Source organism: Paenibacillus sp. CAA11, assembly GCF_003060825.1.
In the GTDB taxonomy this organism is placed as follows: Bacteria; Bacillota; Bacilli; order Paenibacillales; family Paenibacillaceae; genus Fontibacillus.
Map to the genome: position 1 here is coordinate 1,012,990 of NZ_CP028922.1, position 19,647 is coordinate 1,032,636.

19 protein-coding genes are annotated in these 19,647 nt (G+C 50.1%); 11 read left to right on the top strand and 8 right to left on the bottom strand.

Features of this window, described 5'->3' with window-relative positions; all coding sequences use genetic code 11:
• Window positions 1-2: 2 nt before the first annotated feature.
• The 3 genes from DCC85_RS04565 (at window position 3) to DCC85_RS04575 (ending at window position 3,322) form a co-directional block, all read left to right on the top strand.
• Window positions 3-743 (top strand): ABC transporter permease, encoded by a 741-nt coding sequence (locus DCC85_RS04565; RefSeq protein ID WP_108464511.1) that lies wholly within the window; start codon window positions 3-5, stop codon window positions 741-743.
• The gene (locus DCC85_RS04570) at window positions 743-1,753 is read left to right on the top strand and encodes an ABC transporter permease (protein ID WP_108464512.1); all 1,011 of its coding nucleotides are present in this window, start codon (window positions 743-745) and stop codon (window positions 1,751-1,753) included. Before DCC85_RS04565 ends, DCC85_RS04570 begins: the two co-directional genes overlap by 1 nt.
• Before the next feature lie 372 nt (window positions 1,754-2,125).
• Window positions 2,126-3,322: an ankyrin repeat domain-containing protein gene (locus DCC85_RS04575; RefSeq protein ID WP_108464513.1), complete on the top strand. Its 1,197-nt coding sequence runs from the start codon at window positions 2,126-2,128 to the stop codon at window positions 3,320-3,322.
• Window positions 3,323-3,448: 126 nt separating this feature from the next.
• Here the strand turns inward: DCC85_RS04575 and DCC85_RS04580 are convergent, their stop codons facing one another.
• The 3 genes from DCC85_RS04580 to DCC85_RS04590 form a co-directional block, all read right to left on the bottom strand.
• Window positions 3,449-4,120, bottom strand: coding sequence for a M15 family metallopeptidase (locus DCC85_RS04580; protein ID WP_234414344.1), 672 nt, complete (start codon window positions 4,118-4,120; stop codon window positions 3,449-3,451).
• An 11-nt stretch (window positions 4,121-4,131) separates the two neighbouring features.
• Window positions 4,132-5,649 carry a S41 family peptidase gene (locus DCC85_RS04585; protein ID WP_159081780.1) on the bottom strand — a complete coding sequence of 506 codons (1,518 nt, stop codon included), beginning with the start codon at window positions 5,647-5,649 and terminating at the stop codon, window positions 4,132-4,134.
• A 107-nt stretch (window positions 5,650-5,756) separates the two neighbouring features.
• Window positions 5,757-6,686, bottom strand: coding sequence for an exonuclease domain-containing protein (locus DCC85_RS04590; RefSeq protein WP_325048417.1), 930 nt, complete (start codon window positions 6,684-6,686; stop codon window positions 5,757-5,759).
• 236 nt (window positions 6,687-6,922) lie between these two features.
• Between DCC85_RS04590 and DCC85_RS04595 the strand changes: the two genes are divergently transcribed.
• From DCC85_RS04595 to DCC85_RS04605, 3 genes are read left to right on the top strand one after another with little or no spacing between them, the layout of a single operon-like run.
• The gene (locus DCC85_RS04595) at window positions 6,923-7,624 is read left to right on the top strand and encodes a pirin family protein (RefSeq protein WP_108464516.1); all 702 of its coding nucleotides are present in this window, start codon (window positions 6,923-6,925) and stop codon (window positions 7,622-7,624) included.
• Window positions 7,625-7,650: 26 nt separating this feature from the next.
• On the top strand, window positions 7,651-7,983 hold the full coding sequence (locus tag DCC85_RS04600; protein ID WP_108464517.1) for a hypothetical protein: 333 nt from the start codon (window positions 7,651-7,653) through the stop codon (window positions 7,981-7,983).
• A 39-nt stretch (window positions 7,984-8,022) separates the two neighbouring features.
• Entirely contained in the window at window positions 8,023-8,793 is a 771-nt protein-coding gene (locus DCC85_RS04605) for a zinc ribbon domain-containing protein (protein WP_159081781.1), read from the top strand.
• Between the two features lie 106 nt (window positions 8,794-8,899).
• Here DCC85_RS04605 and DCC85_RS04610 read toward each other — a convergent pair whose 3' ends face one another.
• Window positions 8,900-9,691: an SDR family oxidoreductase gene (locus DCC85_RS04610; RefSeq protein ID WP_108464519.1), complete on the bottom strand. Its 792-nt coding sequence runs from the start codon at window positions 9,689-9,691 to the stop codon at window positions 8,900-8,902.
• 261 nt (window positions 9,692-9,952) lie between these two features.
• Here DCC85_RS04610 and DCC85_RS04615 point away from each other — a divergent pair, with 261 nt between their 5' ends.
• The gene (locus DCC85_RS04615; protein ID WP_108464520.1) at window positions 9,953-11,671 is read left to right on the top strand and encodes a glycoside hydrolase family 13 protein; all 1,719 of its coding nucleotides are present in this window, start codon (window positions 9,953-9,955) and stop codon (window positions 11,669-11,671) included.
• Between the two features lie 119 nt (window positions 11,672-11,790).
• Window positions 11,791-13,134, top strand: a complete 1,344-nt coding sequence (locus tag DCC85_RS04620; RefSeq protein ID WP_108464521.1) for a GH1 family beta-glucosidase — start codon at window positions 11,791-11,793, stop codon at window positions 13,132-13,134.
• 173 nt (window positions 13,135-13,307) lie between these two features.
• Here DCC85_RS04620 and DCC85_RS04625 read toward each other — a convergent pair whose 3' ends face one another.
• Window positions 13,308-14,492 (bottom strand): MalY/PatB family protein, encoded by a 1,185-nt coding sequence (locus DCC85_RS04625; RefSeq protein ID WP_108464522.1) that lies wholly within the window; start codon window positions 14,490-14,492, stop codon window positions 13,308-13,310.
• A 195-nt stretch (window positions 14,493-14,687) separates the two neighbouring features.
• On the opposite strand from DCC85_RS04625, the gene DCC85_RS04630 reads away from it, so the two are divergent.
• Window positions 14,688-16,307, top strand: a complete 1,620-nt coding sequence (locus tag DCC85_RS04630; RefSeq protein ID WP_108464523.1) for an S-layer homology domain-containing protein — start codon at window positions 14,688-14,690, stop codon at window positions 16,305-16,307.
• A gap of 186 nt (window positions 16,308-16,493) precedes the next feature.
• On the opposite strand, the gene DCC85_RS04635 is transcribed toward DCC85_RS04630, so the two are convergent.
• On the bottom strand, window positions 16,494-17,486 hold the full coding sequence (locus DCC85_RS04635) for a ring-cleaving dioxygenase (protein WP_108464524.1): 993 nt from the start codon (window positions 17,484-17,486) through the stop codon (window positions 16,494-16,496).
• 54 nt (window positions 17,487-17,540) lie between these two features.
• Window positions 17,541-17,987, bottom strand: a complete 447-nt coding sequence (locus DCC85_RS04640) for a MarR family winged helix-turn-helix transcriptional regulator (RefSeq protein WP_108464525.1) — start codon at window positions 17,985-17,987, stop codon at window positions 17,541-17,543.
• Window positions 17,988-18,267: 280 nt separating this feature from the next.
• Here DCC85_RS04640 and DCC85_RS23690 point away from each other — a divergent pair, with 280 nt between their 5' ends.
• Window positions 18,268-18,543 carry an AEC family transporter gene (locus DCC85_RS23690; RefSeq protein WP_442789520.1) on the top strand — a complete coding sequence of 92 codons (276 nt, stop codon included), beginning with the start codon at window positions 18,268-18,270 and terminating at the stop codon, window positions 18,541-18,543.
• 359 nt (window positions 18,544-18,902) lie between these two features.
• The gene (locus DCC85_RS23695; RefSeq protein WP_442789533.1) at window positions 18,903-19,097 is read left to right on the top strand and encodes a hypothetical protein; all 195 of its coding nucleotides are present in this window, start codon (window positions 18,903-18,905) and stop codon (window positions 19,095-19,097) included.
• A 125-nt stretch (window positions 19,098-19,222) separates the two neighbouring features.
• On the opposite strand, the gene DCC85_RS04650 is transcribed toward DCC85_RS23695, so the two are convergent.
• Entirely contained in the window at window positions 19,223-19,645 is a 423-nt protein-coding gene (locus tag DCC85_RS04650; protein ID WP_108464526.1) for a threonine/serine exporter family protein, read from the bottom strand.
• Window positions 19,646-19,647: the final 2 nt, after the last annotated feature.

Here is a 19,647-nt window from a genome sequence, read left to right on the forward strand (position 1 = left end):
AAATGAGTCAATTCAATACCTTATTTCTCTTTGGATTAAAACGTCGTGGCAAAGATTTTTTTGTTCTGTTCTATAATATTGTATTCCCGACAATCATCATTTTGTTGTTAGGATACTTGACCTCACCTTCCTACGGAACCACATTCACCTCGTACCATTATTATACCATTGTGATGATACCATTTTGTGCGCTCATGGGAATTACAACGGTCTCCTATGCGGCACAGGATGAAAAATTACTGCATACTGCCTATCGGTATATGGCCGCTCCAATCAGCAAGAGGGAGATTGTGCTCTCCAAGTTTGCTTCTTCCGTGATTGTGCTTTCCATCTGCAATAGTGTCACGTTATTGATCGCAATGCTAATGTTCGGGCTTAATTTCCACAGCAATATTTTTAGGGTCATCTGGCTTCTGATTTGTGAAACCATATCCGTTACCGGAATTGGTTTATATTTGGGACTTGCATGTAAAAATTTAGACGCATTACGAAACTTTCTGAATATCCCGATGGTCATATTCGGATTTCTCGGGGGTGCATTTTTCCCTGTTAGTTCATTTAACCCTATTCTAGCCTTTATTATTAATCTTTCGCCTTTAACTTGGATTAATCGGGGCATTATAGCTTGTGTTTACGATAACCAAACCCAAACCATTGAATTCATCTCCGGAGGACTCTTGATCATGGGTTTGATTATGACAGCATTAACCATTCGTTTTTTTAAGAAGGAGGCGTTCATTTAATGATTGGGCTTACCATTTTTCAAAATAATTTCAGACGCAATATGGCTAAAAAATCAGGATTTGCGTTAACGCTACTCCTACCGATTGTTGTAGTCATTCTAGGCGTAACGGCTAATTATATCAGCAAACCCTCTTTTACATTAGGGATTATCAATACTGCCCCCACTACAGTTACAGAACAAATTATTCGTACTCTGAGAGAAACGGAAAGAGTAGAGGTTGAGAATGCTAATCCGTCCACAAAAAAAACAGATATGATTACCGGACGCTACTCTGCAATTCTTGAATTTGGTAACGATGGCTTTCAACTTGAATCCGTTAAGGATCAAGATACGCTCGCAACTTTATTTCATATTGTTGAGAAATATTCTAAGGAACCTAAACCTGTGGATATAGAAATGCTGTTCGATACGTCACTGGGGATTCCAGAACGCACATGCGCCTTTATCCTTCTTTTTTTGATGGTAACCGCTACGATCAATGCTTCCTTAATTACCAAGGATAGAAATAATGGAACCATTCGACGTATTAAGTATTCACCATGTTCAGCTGCTTCCTATGTATCTGGAAACATATTTTATAACTTTACGATTACTTATTTGCAATATTTTATTGCAATATCTATCATAACAATATTGCGTTTAGATACGGGTATCAGTTATGGGAATTATTTGTTAATGGGCGTTTGGATTGCCCTTTTTACAACCGCCTTTGGGACTTGCATGGCCTCCTTGTTTCGTAAAGAAATGCTGGTTAACCTCTTTGCTACATGCATTGCCTTGATTTTTTCGCTGATTGGAGGGAGCTTCATTTCTTTAGAAAAAATGCCACATGCGCTGAAACAAATCAGTGTCATTAGCCCTGTTCGTTGGTTTATTGAAAGTGCAAATATAATGGAACAAGGGAAGTCATGGTTCTGTGATTATACTTCGATTCTTGTGTTAACAGGCTCTACTGTACTTTTATTTGCTATTGCAATGATTAGAAACAAACACATGAAAACAATTTAAACAGAATTATGGAGAAAACAAAGCACATAATGCAATTGCTTATTTAAATGTTCTCACTTTGCATAATAGCGAGTTTGGAGGAAATTCTCCATGCTCGTGGCGTAACTATCCCTCCAAACACATTGGTTTGAGGGAATTTTTATGCGTAAAACGTGATAATAGAAAGTTCAATATAAAACTTTAGATCAATCTATTTAGATAGAATGATCTAAAGAAATGAATGCTATAGGGCCGTATTAGGCCATAATAGTAGAAGTTCAATATAAAACTTTAGATCAATCTATCTAGATGGTATAATATTCTAACTTATCTCTTATTTTTATAGGTGGGTTAAACTCATACATAGAGCATATAGAGTGGTGGAGTGATGATATGAAGCGGCAAACAGGGTTAGCGGGTGTACTGGTGATGTTAGTGATGCTGGGCATGCTGTTTGGAGGATGCGGGAAGAATGCAGCGTTAAACGGCCATGAAGGAGAGAATCGTGCTGCCGACCAGACTTCAGTTGAGGTGGCTGATACCACTGCACAGGCCAAGGGAGCAGAGAAGCCGGAAGAGCAAGCCAAACCGGCTGAACAGAATGAAAGGGGCGGAAGTTCAGCCAAGGTTAAGAATTCGGCAGATCGGGAGGCGTGCAAAGCATATTACCCGCAGGGTGGCGGAGCTTCCAAGGCGGACCTTGTGATCGATGATGAGGGCCCAACCGTAATCATCAAGCAGAAGGACGGTACCCGCATAGAATACGGGGTACAGGGGGCTGCAATGAATGCCAATGTAGAGGCGCTGAAGATGCTGAAGCGCTGCGGGGCAGATCTCAACCAGAAGAATGACGCGGGACAGACGCCACTGCTGCTGGCTGTGGAGGGCAAGGCGTCGGCCACTGGCCAGGAGGATGCCAAGAAATACGATGAGGCTGTGGATTATTTGCTGGAACAGGGCGTCCGTCCGAATGAGAAATCTAATACTAGGCGGACCGCTTATATGGCTGCCTATATGAACGGCGACAGCCGAAATGAGAAGAAGCTGAAGCCCTTCTCCACATCAGCAGAGCAGGCTACGGTTAGGTTGTATTCCGGTCTGGAGAAGCTGTCGCTATCCCAAGTCAAACAGTTGGTGGAAGTGAAGCATGCCGATGTGAATGCCGGCTTCGGGCAGCTGGACTTTCCTGCGTTTTTTCATGCAGTAGAGCTTGAGCGTACAGATATAGCTGAGTATATGATTGAGCATGGCGCGGATTTATCGCTTTGTCCAGGAGAAGAGGGAGGACTTACGATTCTCGAGTTCGCCGTATCTATGGGCAACCTGCCCTTAACCCAGTTTCTATTAGAGCATCCTTATGGCTTTGATGTGACAACACCATCGGACGATATGCAAATTCCCCTGCTGGCCACAGCCGTCTCTCAATCTAATTACGAGATGTCGAAGTATTTAATCGAGCAGGGAGCCGATGTGAATGCGGTCTATTCGGACCAGGGGGACGAGCTGTCCATTTTGCAAAGCGTGAATGAGACTGAGCCGGCTGGGAAGAAAATCAAGGAGCTGCTGATTGCAAATGGGGCAAAGGAATGACCTGATGCCACCAGAGCGCCGTATCTGTCCTGTATTTGACAGCTAGTAAAGAGAAGAAGAGAACGCCAAAGGCACCTGCACTAGATAGAGATAGAGCGCAGGTGCCTTTAATTTTGTATGATCATTCTACGGCGAGGCATCTTCAGGTGGACGCACTCCCCGCTTCAGCTGGGAAATGCTCAGCCCGAAATCCATCTGAAGATGAGGATAGTCCGGAAAGTCGGTCCAGTCTCCTCCCCATTCAAAGCCCAGCTTCTTGGCGATCGCCACGACCTCGAGCCAGTCCGCTTTGCCGTTCTTATTCCCGTCATAGTCCATATCCCATATAATCTTGCCGGCCTTCGTCTTCAGGGCAAAGTCGATGGCAAGGCCATAATTATGATAAGACTGCCCGCCGCGGGCGTAGGTGACAATCTTGCCGGAAGTGTTGCGTCCTTGCTGATATAACGTCTCCTGCTCCTCCGAGCTGCGGAAGCCGTCGGTGATGACCACACGGATTCCCTGCCGCGCGGCCGTAGTGATCAGCTCCTTCTGTTTGGCGGCAACCACCGGGTGAAGCCCGGTAACCGAAGGAACATCCTTCTCTTCAAACTCGGGAATATCAAGGAAATCCCGGATGCTCTCCGCTTTGCTCCACAGCACGCCCAGCAGGAGCGCGAGGAGGATGAGCCAGAACCATCTCCGGCCCTTTCTCTGCTTCCGGCGGGGCTGCCCCCGGTAGGTTCTTGGGCGATCAGCGCTTCGGTTGGGGGCAGAACGAGCAGGCATATTCCGCAAGGCTGGGTTAGGTTTGACCATAACGGCTGCCCTTACTTGCTGTAGACAGTCACACTGCTTGGGTTAAGCAGGGGAGCCTTGCCCGTAATGGCCTTCAGCACTTCAGAGGATACATAGGCCATCCCGTTGAAGTCCCTCACCCCGTTAGGAGCCTGAAGTATCTTGCCATTCGCAGTGACTGCATGTGTTTTGGTATTCACTGTAAATAAAGTTCCGTTATAAGTGAAAGAGATGACAGGCGTTCCTTGGGTCCATTTCAGCTCACAGGCGAACGTCTCCAGGACGAAGCGAAGCGGCAGATACACCGTGTTGCTGGCTTTCATGGCCGCAGGGACACCTGTAAGATCGTTGGTCCCGTTCAGCTTGGCTTCTGTCTTGCCAAGGAGCATGGTTAAGGTTTGGCTCCGATCCGGGATCAGGAGCTGCATCGCCGCATTTACGGCAGTGTCGGGACGTTCAATCCGCAAGTCAGGCGTGAGCCCTTTGCGGTCAATAGACGTGCCGTCAGGCAGCGCCCACCGGTCGATGGAGACCTTCAGCTCACTTCCGTCCGGAAGCAGGAACGGCGACTGCATCGTCCCCTTGCCGTAGGAAGTGACGCCGACGAGCTTGGCGCGGCCGCTCTTCTGAAGCGCTCCCGCCAGCATCTCCGATGCGCTGGCAGTGTTGCCGTCAATCAGGATGGTCAGCGGCAAATCCGTACCGTCTGGCTCCGCCTCGAGGGAGACAGCCTGCCCATTCTCATGTACGATCAGAATCGGGCCCTGCTTCATGAACATATCAGCAATTTCGAGAGCGCCTTGTACATAGCCGCCGCCGTTGCTGCGCAGGTCCAGCACAAGCCCCTTGGGCTGGTTCTTCTGCACAGACCCAAGCACTTTCGCGAATTCAGACGCGGTATCCTCGGCGAAGGAGGTGATGCGAATATAAGCAACGCCGCTGCCCAGATCAGAGGATCCGACTGTTGGAAGCTGAATCGCTTTCCGGGTAACCGTCACAGACCAGGTCTTGGTTCCGCGCTTTACGCCAAGGGTGACCTGGGAGCCCTCCTTGCCGCGAAGCTTGGAGGTAGCCTGGTTCACGCTATCCTTAGTCAGCTTGACGCCGTCAATGTCCGTGATCAAGTCTCCGGCTGCAAGACCGGCTTCTGCTGCCGGCATATTCGGGAGAAGCTCCGAAATGCGCAGGGCAGCCTGCTCAGGAAGCACTTCAAGGGTGGCGCCGATGCCGGCATATTGCTGATTAATGGACTTTACAAAGTTTTGGTATTCATCTGCAGACATATAATTTGTAAACGGATCGTCAAGCGTATCCAGCATCCCTTGAACAGCCCCCTTGAGCAAAGCGTCTTCGGTTGGCTGGGAATAATGCTTATCCAGTAAGAGATGGTATACCTCCAGCAGGGTCTGATCGTTCGTGGCCTCCGCTGCGAGAGCAGGCTGGATCGGGCCAAGCAGCAGGGTAAATGCTGAAGCAGCTCCAATCAGAGTCTTGCTCCATGAGGGTAAGACGCGAAAGGGGCTTTTGGTTCTTCTGTGCTGTTGTTTCATCAAATTACGACTCCATTTCCCAGGTTTAGTGTTAATAATTATCATTCGACAAGGAGAAGGGGAACTCCTTTATCAACCTAAGGCTGAACAGTTGTCAAATGTACCGGTTACCCCAGCAGGCTAAGGAAATCAGATTCGGGCAGCACGGTGACCGGATACCCCATGGCTGCCAGCTTCTCCGCCTTTTGAAGCTTCCGGCTGCTCTTAAGTCCTTCTAAGTGCTTCATGTAATCCTTCTGCCCGATGACGAGGTAGTGTGTCTGTTCTGCGACTGCATCGCTGCAGCGTCCGCCCAAGTCAACGACCTTCTGCATCGCCTCGCGACGGGTCATGCCGCCCAGCGTGCCTGTAAATACGACGTTCTTCTCATAAAGCTGGTGGCTGGGGTCGAAATGATCCACAGTAGCGCGAAGGTTCAAGGTCTGCGGCTTTCTGCTGCTGGAAGAGCGGGAGGCGGTAAAGGTCTGGTAGGAGCCATCCTTGTGAATCATCCCCAGCCTATATCCGAAGCGGTCTGCGATGTCTTGGCATTCTGTGCTGCCGGAAGCCTCCAGGCATTCGAGAAAGAGCAGGGCTGCCGTTCTTGCATCTTCCAGTGCATCGTGATGCTTGAAGGTATCCAGCTTAAGATGTCTTGCCATATGGTTCAGCCGATAGCTGGGAAGCCCAGGCCAAACCCGCTTGGACAGAAGATAGGAGCAGAGATAGCTGCACCCCTCGAAGGTAAGGCCCATCCGTTCTATACAGCTTCGAAGCACGCTCATATCGAAGGAGGCGTTGTGGGCAACAAGAGGCCGTGATGCAAGCCAATCTCTTAAGGTTGGCCAGAGCTCAGAGAAGGTGGGCGCGTCCGTCACATGATCCGCTGTAATCCCATGAATGGCCGTACAGAAAGGATCGAAGCTGTCCTGGGGGTTGATGAGGGAATAGAATTCCCGCACAATCTGACCGTCCTTCACCTCGACCAGCCCTATAGCGCACACGCTGCTTCGGTTCCTCATATTCGCGGTCTCAAAATCAATGGCTATAAAATTCAGGGTCGTTCACCCGGCTTTCTGTATACAATTTAGTTACAAATGAAATAACAACAACTCTTTTATTCTACTATATTAGCTAACCGTGAGCATACAAGCAGGCAGGCTCACTTTTTAGGGCAATTTGGAGAATAAGGACTTAAAAGTCAAAAAAACAAAATATAACTTGTCGTTTTATCTTTAATTTCTATAGTTCTCTCTGGTACAATCGGGATAAATCACATGAGGAGGATTCAGCCATGATTCAACGATATCCAGCCCATGAGCGTAACCAGTTTGATATCGGGTGGCTCAAAGGAGGGCGGAGCTTCTCATTTGGAGACTATCAAGACCCGGAGAATATGGCCTTCGGTCCTATGCGCGTATGCAATGATGATACAATCGCCCCGGGAAAGGGCTTTGGAGCTCACCCGCACAGCGATATGGAGATTGTGTCGCTGGTTCTCTCCGGAGAGTTGCGGCATGAAGACAGCCTTGGCAATGAAGCTGTCACCACTTTTGGCGGGGTGCAGCGAATGTCGGCCGGAACCGGGGTCATCCATACAGAGCATAACCCTTCGCTCGATACCGAAGTGAATCTATTGCAAATGTGGTTTATGCCGAAGGAGAAAGGTCTGCAGCCTTCTTATGCGACAAGCCAGTTTGATCCAGAAGAGATGAAGGGTCGGCTGCTGCCGATCGTGTCCTCAGCTTCTGCGCCTGGCGTTGCAAGCATTGGTCAGGACCTGACGATCTACTTAAGCCGGCTGGCTGAGGGAGAGAAGCTTGTGTTCCATCAGGAACCCGGACGCCGAATCTTTGTGTTTGTCATTGAAGGCAGACTGGAGCTTAACGGCACGGCTCCACTGGAACAACGCGATCATGCAAGAATTTGGGACCAGTCTACGGTAGAGCTGGCTGGCAGTACGGATGTCTTCTATATGCTGATTGACTTGCCGTGAACCTGTGAGAAGGAGGACTAAGAACCATGATGGATCAGGAAAGAGTGCTGGTTAAGCATGCCGTCACAGGCAGGATGCTGCTGGATAGCAGGAGAGATGGCCTTGCTTTTGAAATCATTCGCTCAGAAAGCGGCACGTTGGTGAGAATCTCCGATGTTACCCCGGATCAGGCGGAAGAGGTGCTTTGCTTGCGGGAAGAGCTCAATGTGTTTCACTTTGAAGAGCCGAATGAGGGACCTGTAACGAAGCACTGGTTCTATGTCAAGAGCGGTAAGGTAATGTATGGAAGAGAGCAGCATCAGCTGCGGATTTACACGGAAGGTGAGCTGGTCTATAACCCACAGGATTACTGGGAGTAGCTTTGTAAGCCCGTGAATGAAAAAGAGAGGATGAAAGACGTGATTGAATGTCCAAATTGTCATCATGTGAATGAAGGAGGGAGGTTTTGCGAGAATTGCGGAGCCCAACTGATCGGACCGGAAGATGAGATCAGGCCTGCTCAGACAGGACGCCCCAGCGGCAGATCGGAAGCTGCGGATAAGCTGAAGCCTTATTTGGAGAAGACACAGCAGGTGTCGAAGCAGTACTTCAACTATTTTGTCACCCTGCTGAAGAAGCCGTATACATATGCCAGCAGAACCGGCAAAGAGCAGTTTGTAAACAGCATCATTACCTTGGTGCTATATGCGCTGATGATTCCTCTTACGGTATATCTGGGATTGAAAGGATATTCCTATGATGCATCCTTCTATGGAGCGGTGATTAAGCCTGCCGTTGCTTTTGTGATTTTTGGTCTTCTAATCGGTGTTTATTGCTTTATTGCTGTGAAGCTGGGGAAGGTTCAAGCGGATTTTGGCCAGGTGTTCGGCAGGTTCGGCGGGTTTATGATTCCATTTGTAGCCTTGCTGTTTGTAGGTTTGGTGCTGTCCCTTCTGCAGCTGCGGATATTCAGCATTTTTATGTTCATCGGCTTTCTGGGTTCGATCTTTAGCGTCCCGGCTTTGCTGATTAGCAGTTTTAAGAAGGATTCCGCTCAGGGTCTGGATACCGTGTACTGCTCCATTTTCACCTATTTGGCAACCTTCCTGACTTTGTGGATTATGGGCAGATTTTTGTTCGGATTCGTTATTGATATCATTCAGCAGAGCTTTTTCTACTCGTTCTTTTAAAAAAATTATTCTTAGACAAAGCCCCAAGCTTCGGCCCGCTCGTAGGCGGGTGAAGCTTGGGGCTTTGTAATTCTTAGCCAGCAGTTCCTGGTCAAAGGGAACTTTATTAACCCCGGAGCAATGATTCAGCACCGTCCACATAGACTTCTGTGCCGGTGACATGAGAGGCTTCATCGCTGGCAAGGAAGAGAACCAGATCAGCGACCTGTTTGGCTTTTCCTGGCGCTTCCTCCAGCGGGTGGCTGCCTTCCGGGAACTCTACAGGGATTTTGACCTCTTCAAGATCGTCTGAAGGATACGTATTGTCGCTGATATTCGTATCAATCGCTCCCGGACAGATCGCATTCACCCGGATTTTGTACTGAGCCAGCTCCAGCGCAGCCATCTTCATGAAGGCGACCTGGGCGGCCTTGGTTGATGCGTAGGCTGAGAAGCCAATGCCGGAGAAGACGCGGTTGCCATTAATGGAGCTTGTAATGACAATGCTGCCCCCGGTATTTTTCATATGAGGAATCGCATATTTAACCGTCGCAAAAGTGCCGCGCAAATTGATATCCATCGTCTGGTCCCAGTCCTTAATCTCCATCGTCTCAATCGGCGCCATCGTTCCGTTGATCCCTGCATTGGCAAAGACCACATCGACAGCTCCAGCCTGCTCTTGGATGCGGCGGAATCCCTCTTCAATCATGTCTGGGCGGGAAATATCACACTCGATCACTTCGGCCTTGCCGCCAGAAGCTTCGATTTGAGCTTTGGTCTCCTCGGCATGCTTGGGCGTACGGTCAAGCATATAGACAAGTGCTCCTTCTTCTGCAAAACGGATTGCCGAGGCCTTCCCGATTCCCGAGCCACCGCCTGTGACAACAGCAATCTTACCTTTAAGTCTTGGTCCTTGCATACTAAGTGCCCTCCTTGTCGGTTCAGAGTTATATAGAATGAACTAAAGAAATGAACGTTATAGGACCGTATTAGGCCGTGATAACACAAAATTCAATGTAAAACTTTAGTTCAATCTATATAGTCCAAGTCGTTATTCAATACCCATGTAAGACCCTATCATAATCACTGGATTGCCAGAGATTATGATGTTATCAAGCGTTTTATTAGGGTTATGGCACAATAAGTGCTATTTTTATAGAAGAAAGGAGAGGAGCAGGACATGAAGGAAGCTTGGAAAGAAGCGGTGGTTTATCAGCTGTACCCTTTAAGCTTTATGGATGGCAACGGGGATGGAATCGGTGATCTGAAAGGGATTCTATCACGAGTGGATTACTTGAAGGAGCTCGGAATCAATATGGTCTGGCTCGGTCCGGTATGTCAATCCCCGATGATAGACCATGGTTATGATGTTAGTCATTACCGGCGGATTGCGGATCAGTTCGGCACCATGGAGGAGATGGAGGCCTTAATCGAGGAGCTGCACAAGCGAGGCATCAAGCTGCTGATGGACCTCGTGATTAACCATACCTCTGACGAACATCCCTGGTTCGAGCAGTCCCGGAGCAGTAAGGACAATCCTTATAGAGATTATTATATATGGCGCGAGCCTAAGGAGGACGGCAGCCCGCCGAACGATTGGCAGTCCTTCTCCGGGGAGTCTGCCTGGCGGTTTGATGAGCAGACGGGAGAATATTATTTTCATATTTTCGATGAGAAGCAGCCTGATTTGAATTGGGAGAATGAGAAGCTGCGCTCAGAAATTTACGACATGGTGCGGTTCTGGTTGGACAAAGGAATCGACGGCTTTCGGCTGGACGCCATCAATCATCTGTCCAAGGATCCCTCGTTCCCGGATGCGGCGGATGACCGTGAATCTCCGCGGGGTCAGAAGTATTTCAAGAATGGGCCGCGAATGCATGAGTATCTTCAGGAGCTAAACCGTGAAGCGTTCGGCCGCTACCCCGGGATTGTAACGATCGGCGAGGCGCCTTCGGTTACCATGGAGGAGGTCAACCGGTACACGGCACAGGACCGGGGAGAGATGACGATGGTGCTGATGATGGAGATGAGCAGACTCGATGCGAAGCCGGGAGATCGTTGGGGCCGTGCGGAATGGAAGCTAACAAGGCTTAAGCAGATCGTGGACAAGTGGTATAAAGGTGTGTTTGGCAAGGGCGGATATGCGACCTATTTGAGCAATCATGACTATCCGCGCAGCCTGCCGCGCTATGGAGATGACGGAGTCTACCGCAAGGAATCTGCCAAGATGCTGGCGACTTTTCTGCTGACCGCGCCAGGAACTCCTATTATTTATCAGGGAGAAGAGCTTGGCATGACCAACGCGAAATTTGAGTCGATTGATGATTACCGGGATAAGAAAACGCGATCCTACTACCATCGCAGGGTCGAAAGAGAGGGGGCCGATCCGATGGATGCCCTTACGGCCATCCATCAATGCAGCAAGGACAGCTCACGCACTCCCATGCAGTGGAATGATAGTCCTAATGCAGGATTCACTACAGGGCAGCCTTGGATTCCTGTGAATCCCAACTATCCGGATATTCATGCCGAGGAGGCTATGGCTGACCCGGACTCTATCTTTCACTATTACCGCAAGCTGATCCGGCTGCGCAAGAAGGAACCTGTACTTGCTTACGGCGATTTCCGGCTGGTGGATGAGGAGCATGAGCAGGTGTTCTGTTATACCCGGCAGCTGGAGAATACGAAGTTTGTGACCATCCTGAATTTCAGCGATGAGAAGGCGGAATTTAACCTTCCAAAGGACATTAGGGAGGGGCTTAAGGACGCCGAATATATCCTCTCCAATTTACCGGAGGGGGGGGCCGTGCTTGGGGAAAAGCCAGGCAAAGAGGATAGAGCCGTACTAAATCTGGCTCCTTATGAAGCTATAGTCTGGAAGCTTAAGGTTAACGCTTAGTATAATCATAATAATGTTATTGAATAATATAACAAACGATATAACAATATATAGGTTTGTTATTGAAGTCTCTCTCTTTTTCACGTAGAATAAATTCTAGCAGTTGAATGAAGGGAGTCATGACAATGATTCAATTTCCAAAGGACTTCATATGGGGTTCAGCAACCTCTTCCTATCAAATTGAAGGCGCCTACAATGAGGGAGGACGCGGGCTTTCAATCTGGGATACCTTCGCCCGCACAGAAGGCAAAGTGCTGAATGGAGATACCGGCGACTTAGCATGTGACAGTTATCACCGGTATGCCGAGGATGCAGCTTTACTTCGCGGACTGGGGGCTAAAGCGTATCGTTTCTCCGTAGCCTGGCCGCGCATCTTCCCTCAGGGAGACGGCGAGTTGAATATAGAAGGTCTTGAGTATTACCATCGTCTTGTGGACGAGCTGATCGCTAACGGAATTGAGCCAATGTGTACGCTTTATCACTGGGATCTGCCGCAGGCTCTGCAGGATCGTGGAGGCTGGGGCAACCGGGAGACGATTGACGCATTTGTCAATTATGCTGAGACGATGTTCAAATCGTTCCAGGGCAAGATTAAGACATGGATTACGTTTAACGAGCCATGGTGTGTCTCGTTCTTGTCCAACGAGTTGGGAGACCATGCGCCGGGCAATCGTGACTTTCAGTTGGCGCTAAATGTGGCACATCATCTGCTTGTAGCCCATGGCGAGACCGTCAAGCGGTTTCGTGAACTTGGCGTAGAAGGACAAATTGGGATCGCCCCGAATACGGAATGGTTTGAGCCGTTCACCCGCAAGCCGGAGGATGTGGAGGCCTGCAACCGCCGGAATGCCTACTTCAACAACTGGTTCTTCGATCCGGTATTCAAAGGAGAATATCCGCAGATTGCTCTGGATTGGTATAAGGCGAAAGGCTTTGCGCCCCCAGTTCTGCCAGGGGACATGGAGACAATTGCCCAGAAGGTGGATTTCCTTGGCATCAATTACTATACGGGTGGCGTAGGACGTTATAACCCTGAAGGCGGACTGCTGGAATTTGAAGCGGTTGATACAGGCATGGAGAAGACCGATTTCAATTGGAACATCTATCCGCACGGCTTCCTGACCATATTGAACTGGGTTAAGGACAATTACGGAACGATTCCCGTATATATTACGGAGAATGGAGCGTATTATGAGTCGGAGGAGAGCGGCGGCGAATACCATGATCCGAGGCGGATCGAATATATTCGCAGACACTTGATCCAGCTGTACCGCGCTATGGAATCGGGAGTCAATGTGAAGGGGTATTTCCAATGGTCGCTGATGGATAATTTCGAATGGGCCTTTGGCTATACGAAGCCGTTTGGTCTGGTTCATGTAGACTTCAAGACATTTAAGCGCACGCCAAAAGACAGTTATTATTGGTATAAAGAAATTATCGCTCAAGGCGGATTTGAAATTTAAGCTATATAGAATGAACTAAAGAAATGAACGTTATAGGGCCGTATTAAGCTGTTATATATAGAAAGGTCAATGTAAAACTTTAGTTCAATCTATATAACCGTATTTATCTATAGAAAATAGGGGAGGCCGTCAGTCTATGCAGACTGGCGGCCTTTTTCCTGAGCATCGCTCGCTCAGCTATATGCCGGCTTAAGTTTGCCAAAGGCTTGACTCAGCCGATTCATGGCTTCCTCGACCAGGCTGCGATGGCAGGCCAGGTTAATCCGCATGAAGCCTTCACCTGCGGCACCGAAGGCGGCTCCGCTGTTGAGTCCAAGCCCCGCCTCTTGGATAAGGAATTGGTTTAAGGAGGCATGATCCATGCCGCAGCTGCGGAAATCCAGCCACATTAGATATGTGGCATCAGGAAGCTTGGTGCGGACCCTCGGCAAATGCTCTGTTAGATAGTCCCTAACATACTCCATGTTCTTTCTGATATAAGCCAGACATTGATCCAGCCACTCATCCCCATGCTCATAGGCGGCTTTAGCTCCCTCCATGCCGAATAGGCTGATCGTGCCCAGCTGCATCCGAGCGATCTCCTTCTTGAATTTGGAGCGAAGCTCAGCATTCGGAATAATGATGTTGGAAGCACTTAGCCCGGCCAGGTTAAAAGTCTTACTGGGTGCAGTGCAGATGATGGAATGGTCTCTCGCTGTTTCCGAAACCGAGGCATAGGGCGTATGAGCCCCTTGCTGGAATACCAGATCGGCGTGAATTTCATCTGCAACCACGATCAGGCTGTGCTCGGCGGCAAAGACAGCTAGTTCTTCCAGTTCACTCCTCGACCAGACACGTCCTATCGGGTTATGGGGGCTGCATAGAATCAGCATTTTCACCCGTTCATCCATCTGTTCGCGAAGGCTGTCTAAGTCCATCCTGTAGTCCCCGTCTGCTTCACAAAGCGGGTTTAGCAGAAGCTCCCGCCCATTGTCTTCTACAACACGATAGAAGGGGGGATAGACTGGCGGCTGGATAATGACTCTGTCTCCCGGGTCTGTACAGGCCTGGACAAGCAGGCTGAGGGCGGGGACAACGCCTGGGCAGAATGTGATCCAGTCTTGCTCTATTTCCCAGTGATGACGCCGTTTCATCCAGCCAATAGCAGCCTGGAAGTACTCCGGAGGCTGCATCGTATAACCGAAGACCCCTTGCTCTACACGCCGGCGCAGCGCATCAATAACTGCGGAGGGGGCTTGAAAGTCCATATCCGCTACCCAGAGCGGCAGCACATCCTCGCTGCCAAATACCGCCTGTAAATCGTCCCACTTCACTGATCCCGAATTTCTGCGGTCTATCCGCTGCTCGAATGGGTTCATCTCCACATCCTCCTCTTGTTCTCCAGCTGAACGGAAGACAGCTAGTTATCGTTTATAAGTCTATGATAACTGAAAGGCCTTTTTTTACAAATTTCCAATAAATACTTCATGATGGGAGGACTGGAATCTGCTAGTATAGCGGTGAATCAATAGAATCGTAGAACAATAGCTTTTGAAGCGGAGGAAGGCAGCAGGATGGGACGTAAATGGATGAGCAGAAGGCTGGCGGCCAAATTAAGCTTAGGGATCGGTTTATCGGCAGCAATGATCCTGCAGGTGATTCCCCCGGCAAAGGCGGCATCCTATTCAGACATTGCCGGGAGTTATGCAGCACGTGAAATCGCAGTAGTGGATGATCTGAACATTATGAACGGTACCGCGCCGGGTGTATTCTCTCCGGCGAAGTCCATGACCCGCGCGGAGGCGATGACTGCCTTTCTCCGGCTGCTTAGGCTGCAGCCCGTCACCGGAGGGGTTCAGACCTTTTGGGATGTGAAGCGATCTGCTTGGTACTTCGGGTATGTGCAGGCCGGGGTTGCCTTGGGCGTAGCCGCTGGCGGTAGCGACGGAGCTTACCATCCGGAGCAGTCCATGACCCGCCAGGAGGCGGCGGTATGGCTGGTCCGGTTCTTGAAGCAATCCGGCGTGGAGACCGGTTCGCTCAGCGTGTATAGCGATGCGGGAAGCATCGCGGATTGGGCGCGTGCATCGGTGGATACGGTGACCCGCTTAGGGCTAATGAAGGGCAGCGGGAACAGCTTTCGCCCCCTCGCATCGGTGACGCGGGCAGAGATGGCGGTGATGCTTGCCCGCATTGCGGAAAAGCCGAAGTGGTATTCCCAAGTAGAAGCACAGATCCCGTCAAACATTCATCTTGGCTGGCAGTATGATCAGACCATGGAGGAGTACAAGCAGACGGTCTTGAACTCACCGATTAACGTGCTGTCGCCCCGATGGTACTTCATGAATAAAAACGGGGGATTAGAAGATCATACAGAGTCTTCGTTGGTAACGTGGGCAGCAGGTAACGGACGTAAGATTTGGGCTATGGTCGGCAATCAGTTTGATGCCGATGCGACCCATCTGATGCTGTCTGACTCTGCAAAAAACAAGCAGTTTGCGGCGGCCCTGGCTGGTGTCGTGAGCAAGTACAAGCTAAATGGTCTTAATCTGGACTTCGAAAATATGATTCCTGCCGACAAGCAGGGATTCACTGCATTTACTAAGGATCTGGGCGCCAGATTGAAAGCGGCAGGGGCTGTGCTGTCCATTACAGTCTCTCCTGATCTGGGGACAGATTGGACAGAGGCTTTCGACTATTCTGCATTGGCCAGCAATGCGGATTACCTTGTGCTTATGGCCTATGACGAGCACTGGGGATCAGATCCGATTCCCGGGTCCGTAGCTTCCTTGCCGTGGGTGAATAACGGTCTTACCCGTCTCTTGAAGGTAACTACCCCTAATAAAATTATTCTGGGAACCCCGCTGTATACTAGAGATTGGCAGGTTACATCGGCTAATAAGACGAAATCCTCCGAGGATTTAACGCTGAAGGAGCAGATGGCGGTCATTGCCCGCTATGGCATTAAGTCCACATGGAATACTGCGCTTGGACAATATACCGCTTCTTATACGGTTGGCGGGCAGCAGCATCGAATTTGGCTGGAAGAGGGGCGTTCCCTTGCTTTGAAATACCAGTTGGCTCGCAGGCAGGGACTAGCAGGGATGGCCTACTGGGCGGCCGGGGGAGAGTCCGGTGATGTCTGGAGATCGCTTGGGAATGAGGCGCGGTTTGGCAGTTATAGCTTTCGTTAAAATAAATAGAACTAAAGAATGAATGTTATAGGGCCGTATAAAGCCATTATATATAGAAGTTCAATGTAAAACTTTAGTTCAATCTATATTGAAGTATTTGTAATAATAGTGAATGCTCAAAAAAAGCCTCCACGGTTCACGCGTGGAGGCTTCTGGCTGTTACTTGAAGGTTAATTGCTTCCTTGATTAGAAATCAGAAGCGGATGATTGCTGCTTCGTATCCAGCGGCTTCAGCATTGCCTCGATTTGGGCCCGTTTGGATTCCAGGAATGGCGGCAGCGCTAAGGACTCTCCAAGGTGCATAATATCTTCATCGGTATCGAATCCAGGGCCATCTGTGGCCAGCTCGAACAGAATACCGTTCGGTTCCCGGAAATACAGCGAGCGGAAATAGAACCGGTCTACGAAGCCGGAATTGGGGAACTTGAACTTCCGTACCCGTTCAATCCATTGCTTCAGCTCTTCCTCGTTATCTACACGGAAAGCTACATGGTGCATGCCTCCGCGCCCGAGCCGCTCCTTGGGGAGATCATGCCGTTCTTCCAGGTGAATCTCCGTACCCGTCCCGCCTTGTCCGGTTTCGAACACCTGAATGTCAGGTTGTCCGGCAGCGGCGGAAGGGTAGGTACCTTTGCGGCGGAAGCCGAGCAATTCGGTCAGCACCAGCGCCGTTGGCTCCGCATTGCTGACCGTGAGCTTGACGGGACCTAAGCCTACAATGCCCTGCTCGGCGGGCACCGGACTGCGATCCCATGGGATGCCGCCCGGTACGCCCTCATCATGCTCGTCGGAGACGAGGATGAGGCGTTGTCCTTCAAAGTCCCGGAACGCCAATGTGGACCGGCCTGCCCGCTCGGCAATTGGCTCATGCTCGACATTGAACTCTTCAAAGCGGTTCTTCCAGTATTCAAGGGCGGCATCATTCGGAACGCGCAGGGAGATGGCAGAGATGCTCTCGTTCCCATCACGGTTCTGGCCCGCATTCGGGATCTCGAAGAAAGTAAGCTCTGTTCCGGGATTTCCCTTCACGTCTCCATAGAATAAATGGTAGACCGAAATATCATCCTGATTGACGGTCTTCTTAATGAGGCGCAGCCCTAACACTTTCGTATAGAATTCGAAATTGCCCGGTGCGTTAGCGGTAATAGCGGATACGTGGTGAATGCCTTTAAGTTCCATAATCTGCTCTCTCCTTTGATCACATTTAGATTCATGACGTCTGCTTACTAATTTCTATTGTATCTTCCTTAACAGAGCTAACAGCTGCTTCTTCTCCTCACGGCTCAGTGCGCTGAATTGCTCCGCCTGGAGCTGCTCCTGCTGCGGGGCACATGATGCCAATAGCTCTTGACCTTGCGGGGTGAGTGAGACATATTTCGTCTTCCACTCCTGATCGCGGCGCACCCAGCCCAGTTCCTCCATGCGGCTTAGCAGCTGGGTGATATTCCCCTTAGTCACGAGCAGCTTGTCAGCCAGCTCTTGCTGTGTAAGGCGCTTATTCGCGCCAATTTGGTTCAAAGCATCAAACTGAGCGGCGGATAGCTCCCACTGCTTCAGATGCTGGCTTGTACGGCGGATGCTTTGGTTATAAAAGCGCGAAAGGCGGAACCAAATCAGAGTCCCCAGCCGAACATCCGAGTGGGAAAGGGCTGCTTCAGAATGATCTTGCTCCTGGTTCACCGATGCTACCTCCTGCCATTTTTCAAATAGTCTGAGATTAACGTTGTTGAAATAACCTTGATGAACTCAGTTTATATCTAAACCGATAAAAAGTCAAGTAACTATACTTTTGTACGTTAACATTCAGTTAGCATTCTTCTGTTAGTATTTTATAGAAGATTCTGTATTGACTTAAAAAGCGGCGGAAAGCTATCACGGTTAACTGTATAGTAGGCAGTAGATCCATCGTATGAATGCTAGGATTTAATCAGACATCCTTCATGAGGGGAGAGCCACTGTAATGCTGTATTCCTTTTTGCTAACGATCTACAAAGTATTTCTGCCCATCTCGCTGCCGGTAGTTGGCGGAGCTCTCCTTAAGAGGTTCAAGAATGTGGATAATCGGCCACTTTCCGCTCTATCGCTCTATGTGCTCAGTCCTGCGCTTATTTTCGAGACATTGCTCAAAGCGCGCATCGAGGCGGAGGATGTCATGCAGACCGTGCTCTTCTGCTTGTGCAATTTGGTGGTGATGTGGGGGATTGCCGTCGCAGCTGGCCGCTGGCCGCTGGCTTAAGCTCAGCCAGGAGGAGAGAGCGGGGCTTACACTGGTCTCCATTTTTACGAACAGCGTGAATTATGGTCTACCGCTCGTCCTGCTGGCCTTCGGGCAGCTTGGGCTGGACAAGGCATCAGTCTATGTTATATTGCAGATGATTCTTGGCAACACATTGGGGATTTACTTTGCAGCCCGGTCGCATTTTACGATGGCGATGGCCGTCAAGCAGGTGCTAGGACAACCCGCCGTATATGCGGCTGTGCTCGCGGTGCTCGCAAGAGTGTTTGAGGTTAAGGTGCCTGAAGGAATTGCAGAAGGCCTCGACATGATGTCTGCCGCCTATGCTCCGGTTGCGCTTGGGATTTTTGGGAATGCAAATGGCAGGGGGAGCGAAGGAAGGAAGGGCCGGCAGTGCCAAGCGGGCGTTCGTGTCAGGGATGTTGATCCGGCTTCTGCTGTCCCCGGTCGCAGCTTGGCTGCTTCTTCTTATGCTGAATGTACACGGAACGCTGTTTGCGGTGATTCTCGTCTTGTCATCCATGCCGGCGGCGGAATGCGCTGATTATGGCTGAAGAATTCGGGGCAGCCCCGCAGCTGGTCTCCCGCGTTATTCTGTGGTCTACCGCAGCTTCTTTCCTTGTGCTGCCTGCGCTTACCTGGGATATTGCAGTTATGACGAACGGACGAACTGTAACGCTTAATTCTTACGCCTGCGGAAGGCTTGGTTCAGCACCTCGGAGAGGACAAGTCCGATCGCAATGGAGCCGGAGATAAGGAAGGCCTGGGCAGCGAGTTGTACGGCAGCATTGTAGTCGTTCTCGACGAACTTCCGCATCGCATCATAGGCCAGACCGCCGGGAACCAGCGGAATGATGCCTGCAACGCTGAAGATAATGACAGGCATTCGGTAGACCTTGGCTGACAGCTGGCTGACCACCCCGATCAGCAGTGTGGCGGCTACTGTAGAGAGCACTGTATCAAGGCGAGGGTCCAGGATATAGTAGACGATCCAGCCCAGCATGCCCGTTAGGCCGCACTGCAGAAGCGCGCGTCTGGGCGCATTGAAGATAATGCCGAAGGCCGCAGATGCGATAAAGCTGGTAACCAATTGTGCAATCATTA

Excerpts from the sequence above, each read along its gene's own strand:
- DCC85_RS04630 (WP_108464523.1), top strand. The coding sequence starts at position 14,688 with ATGGGACGTAAATGGATGAGCAGAAGGCTGGCGGCCAAATTAAGCTTA.
- DCC85_RS04580 (WP_234414344.1), bottom strand. The coding sequence starts at position 4,120 with ATGGTCAAACCTAACCCAGCCTTGCGGAATATGCCTGCTCGTTCTGCC.
- DCC85_RS04615 (WP_108464520.1), top strand. The coding sequence starts at position 9,953 with ATGAAGGAAGCTTGGAAAGAAGCGGTGGTTTATCAGCTGTACCCTTTA.
- DCC85_RS04595 (WP_108464516.1), top strand. The coding sequence starts at position 6,923 with ATGATTCAACGATATCCAGCCCATGAGCGTAACCAGTTTGATATCGGG.
- DCC85_RS04570 (WP_108464512.1), top strand. The coding sequence starts at position 743 with ATGATTGGGCTTACCATTTTTCAAAATAATTTCAGACGCAATATGGCT.
- DCC85_RS04625 (WP_108464522.1), bottom strand. The coding sequence starts at position 14,492 with ATGAACCCATTCGAGCAGCGGATAGACCGCAGAAATTCGGGATCAGTG.
- DCC85_RS04650 (WP_108464526.1), bottom strand. The coding sequence starts at position 19,645 with ATGATTGCACAATTGGTTACCAGCTTTATCGCATCTGCGGCCTTCGGC.
- DCC85_RS04620 (WP_108464521.1), top strand. The coding sequence starts at position 11,791 with ATGACAATGATTCAATTTCCAAAGGACTTCATATGGGGTTCAGCAACC.
- DCC85_RS04635 (WP_108464524.1), bottom strand. The coding sequence starts at position 17,486 with ATGGAACTTAAAGGCATTCACCACGTATCCGCTATTACCGCTAACGCA.
- DCC85_RS04610 (WP_108464519.1), bottom strand. The coding sequence starts at position 9,691 with ATGCAAGGACCAAGACTTAAAGGTAAGATTGCTGTTGTCACAGGCGGT.
- DCC85_RS23690 (WP_442789520.1), top strand. The coding sequence starts at position 18,268 with ATGCTGTATTCCTTTTTGCTAACGATCTACAAAGTATTTCTGCCCATC.
- DCC85_RS23695 (WP_442789533.1), top strand. The coding sequence starts at position 18,903 with ATGGCAGGGGGAGCGAAGGAAGGAAGGGCCGGCAGTGCCAAGCGGGCG.
- DCC85_RS04600 (WP_108464517.1), top strand. The coding sequence starts at position 7,651 with ATGATGGATCAGGAAAGAGTGCTGGTTAAGCATGCCGTCACAGGCAGG.
- DCC85_RS04575 (WP_108464513.1), top strand. The coding sequence starts at position 2,126 with ATGAAGCGGCAAACAGGGTTAGCGGGTGTACTGGTGATGTTAGTGATG.
- DCC85_RS04565 (WP_108464511.1), top strand. The coding sequence starts at position 3 with ATGAGTCAATTCAATACCTTATTTCTCTTTGGATTAAAACGTCGTGGC.
- DCC85_RS04585 (WP_159081780.1), bottom strand. The coding sequence starts at position 5,649 with ATGAAACAACAGCACAGAAGAACCAAAAGCCCCTTTCGCGTCTTACCC.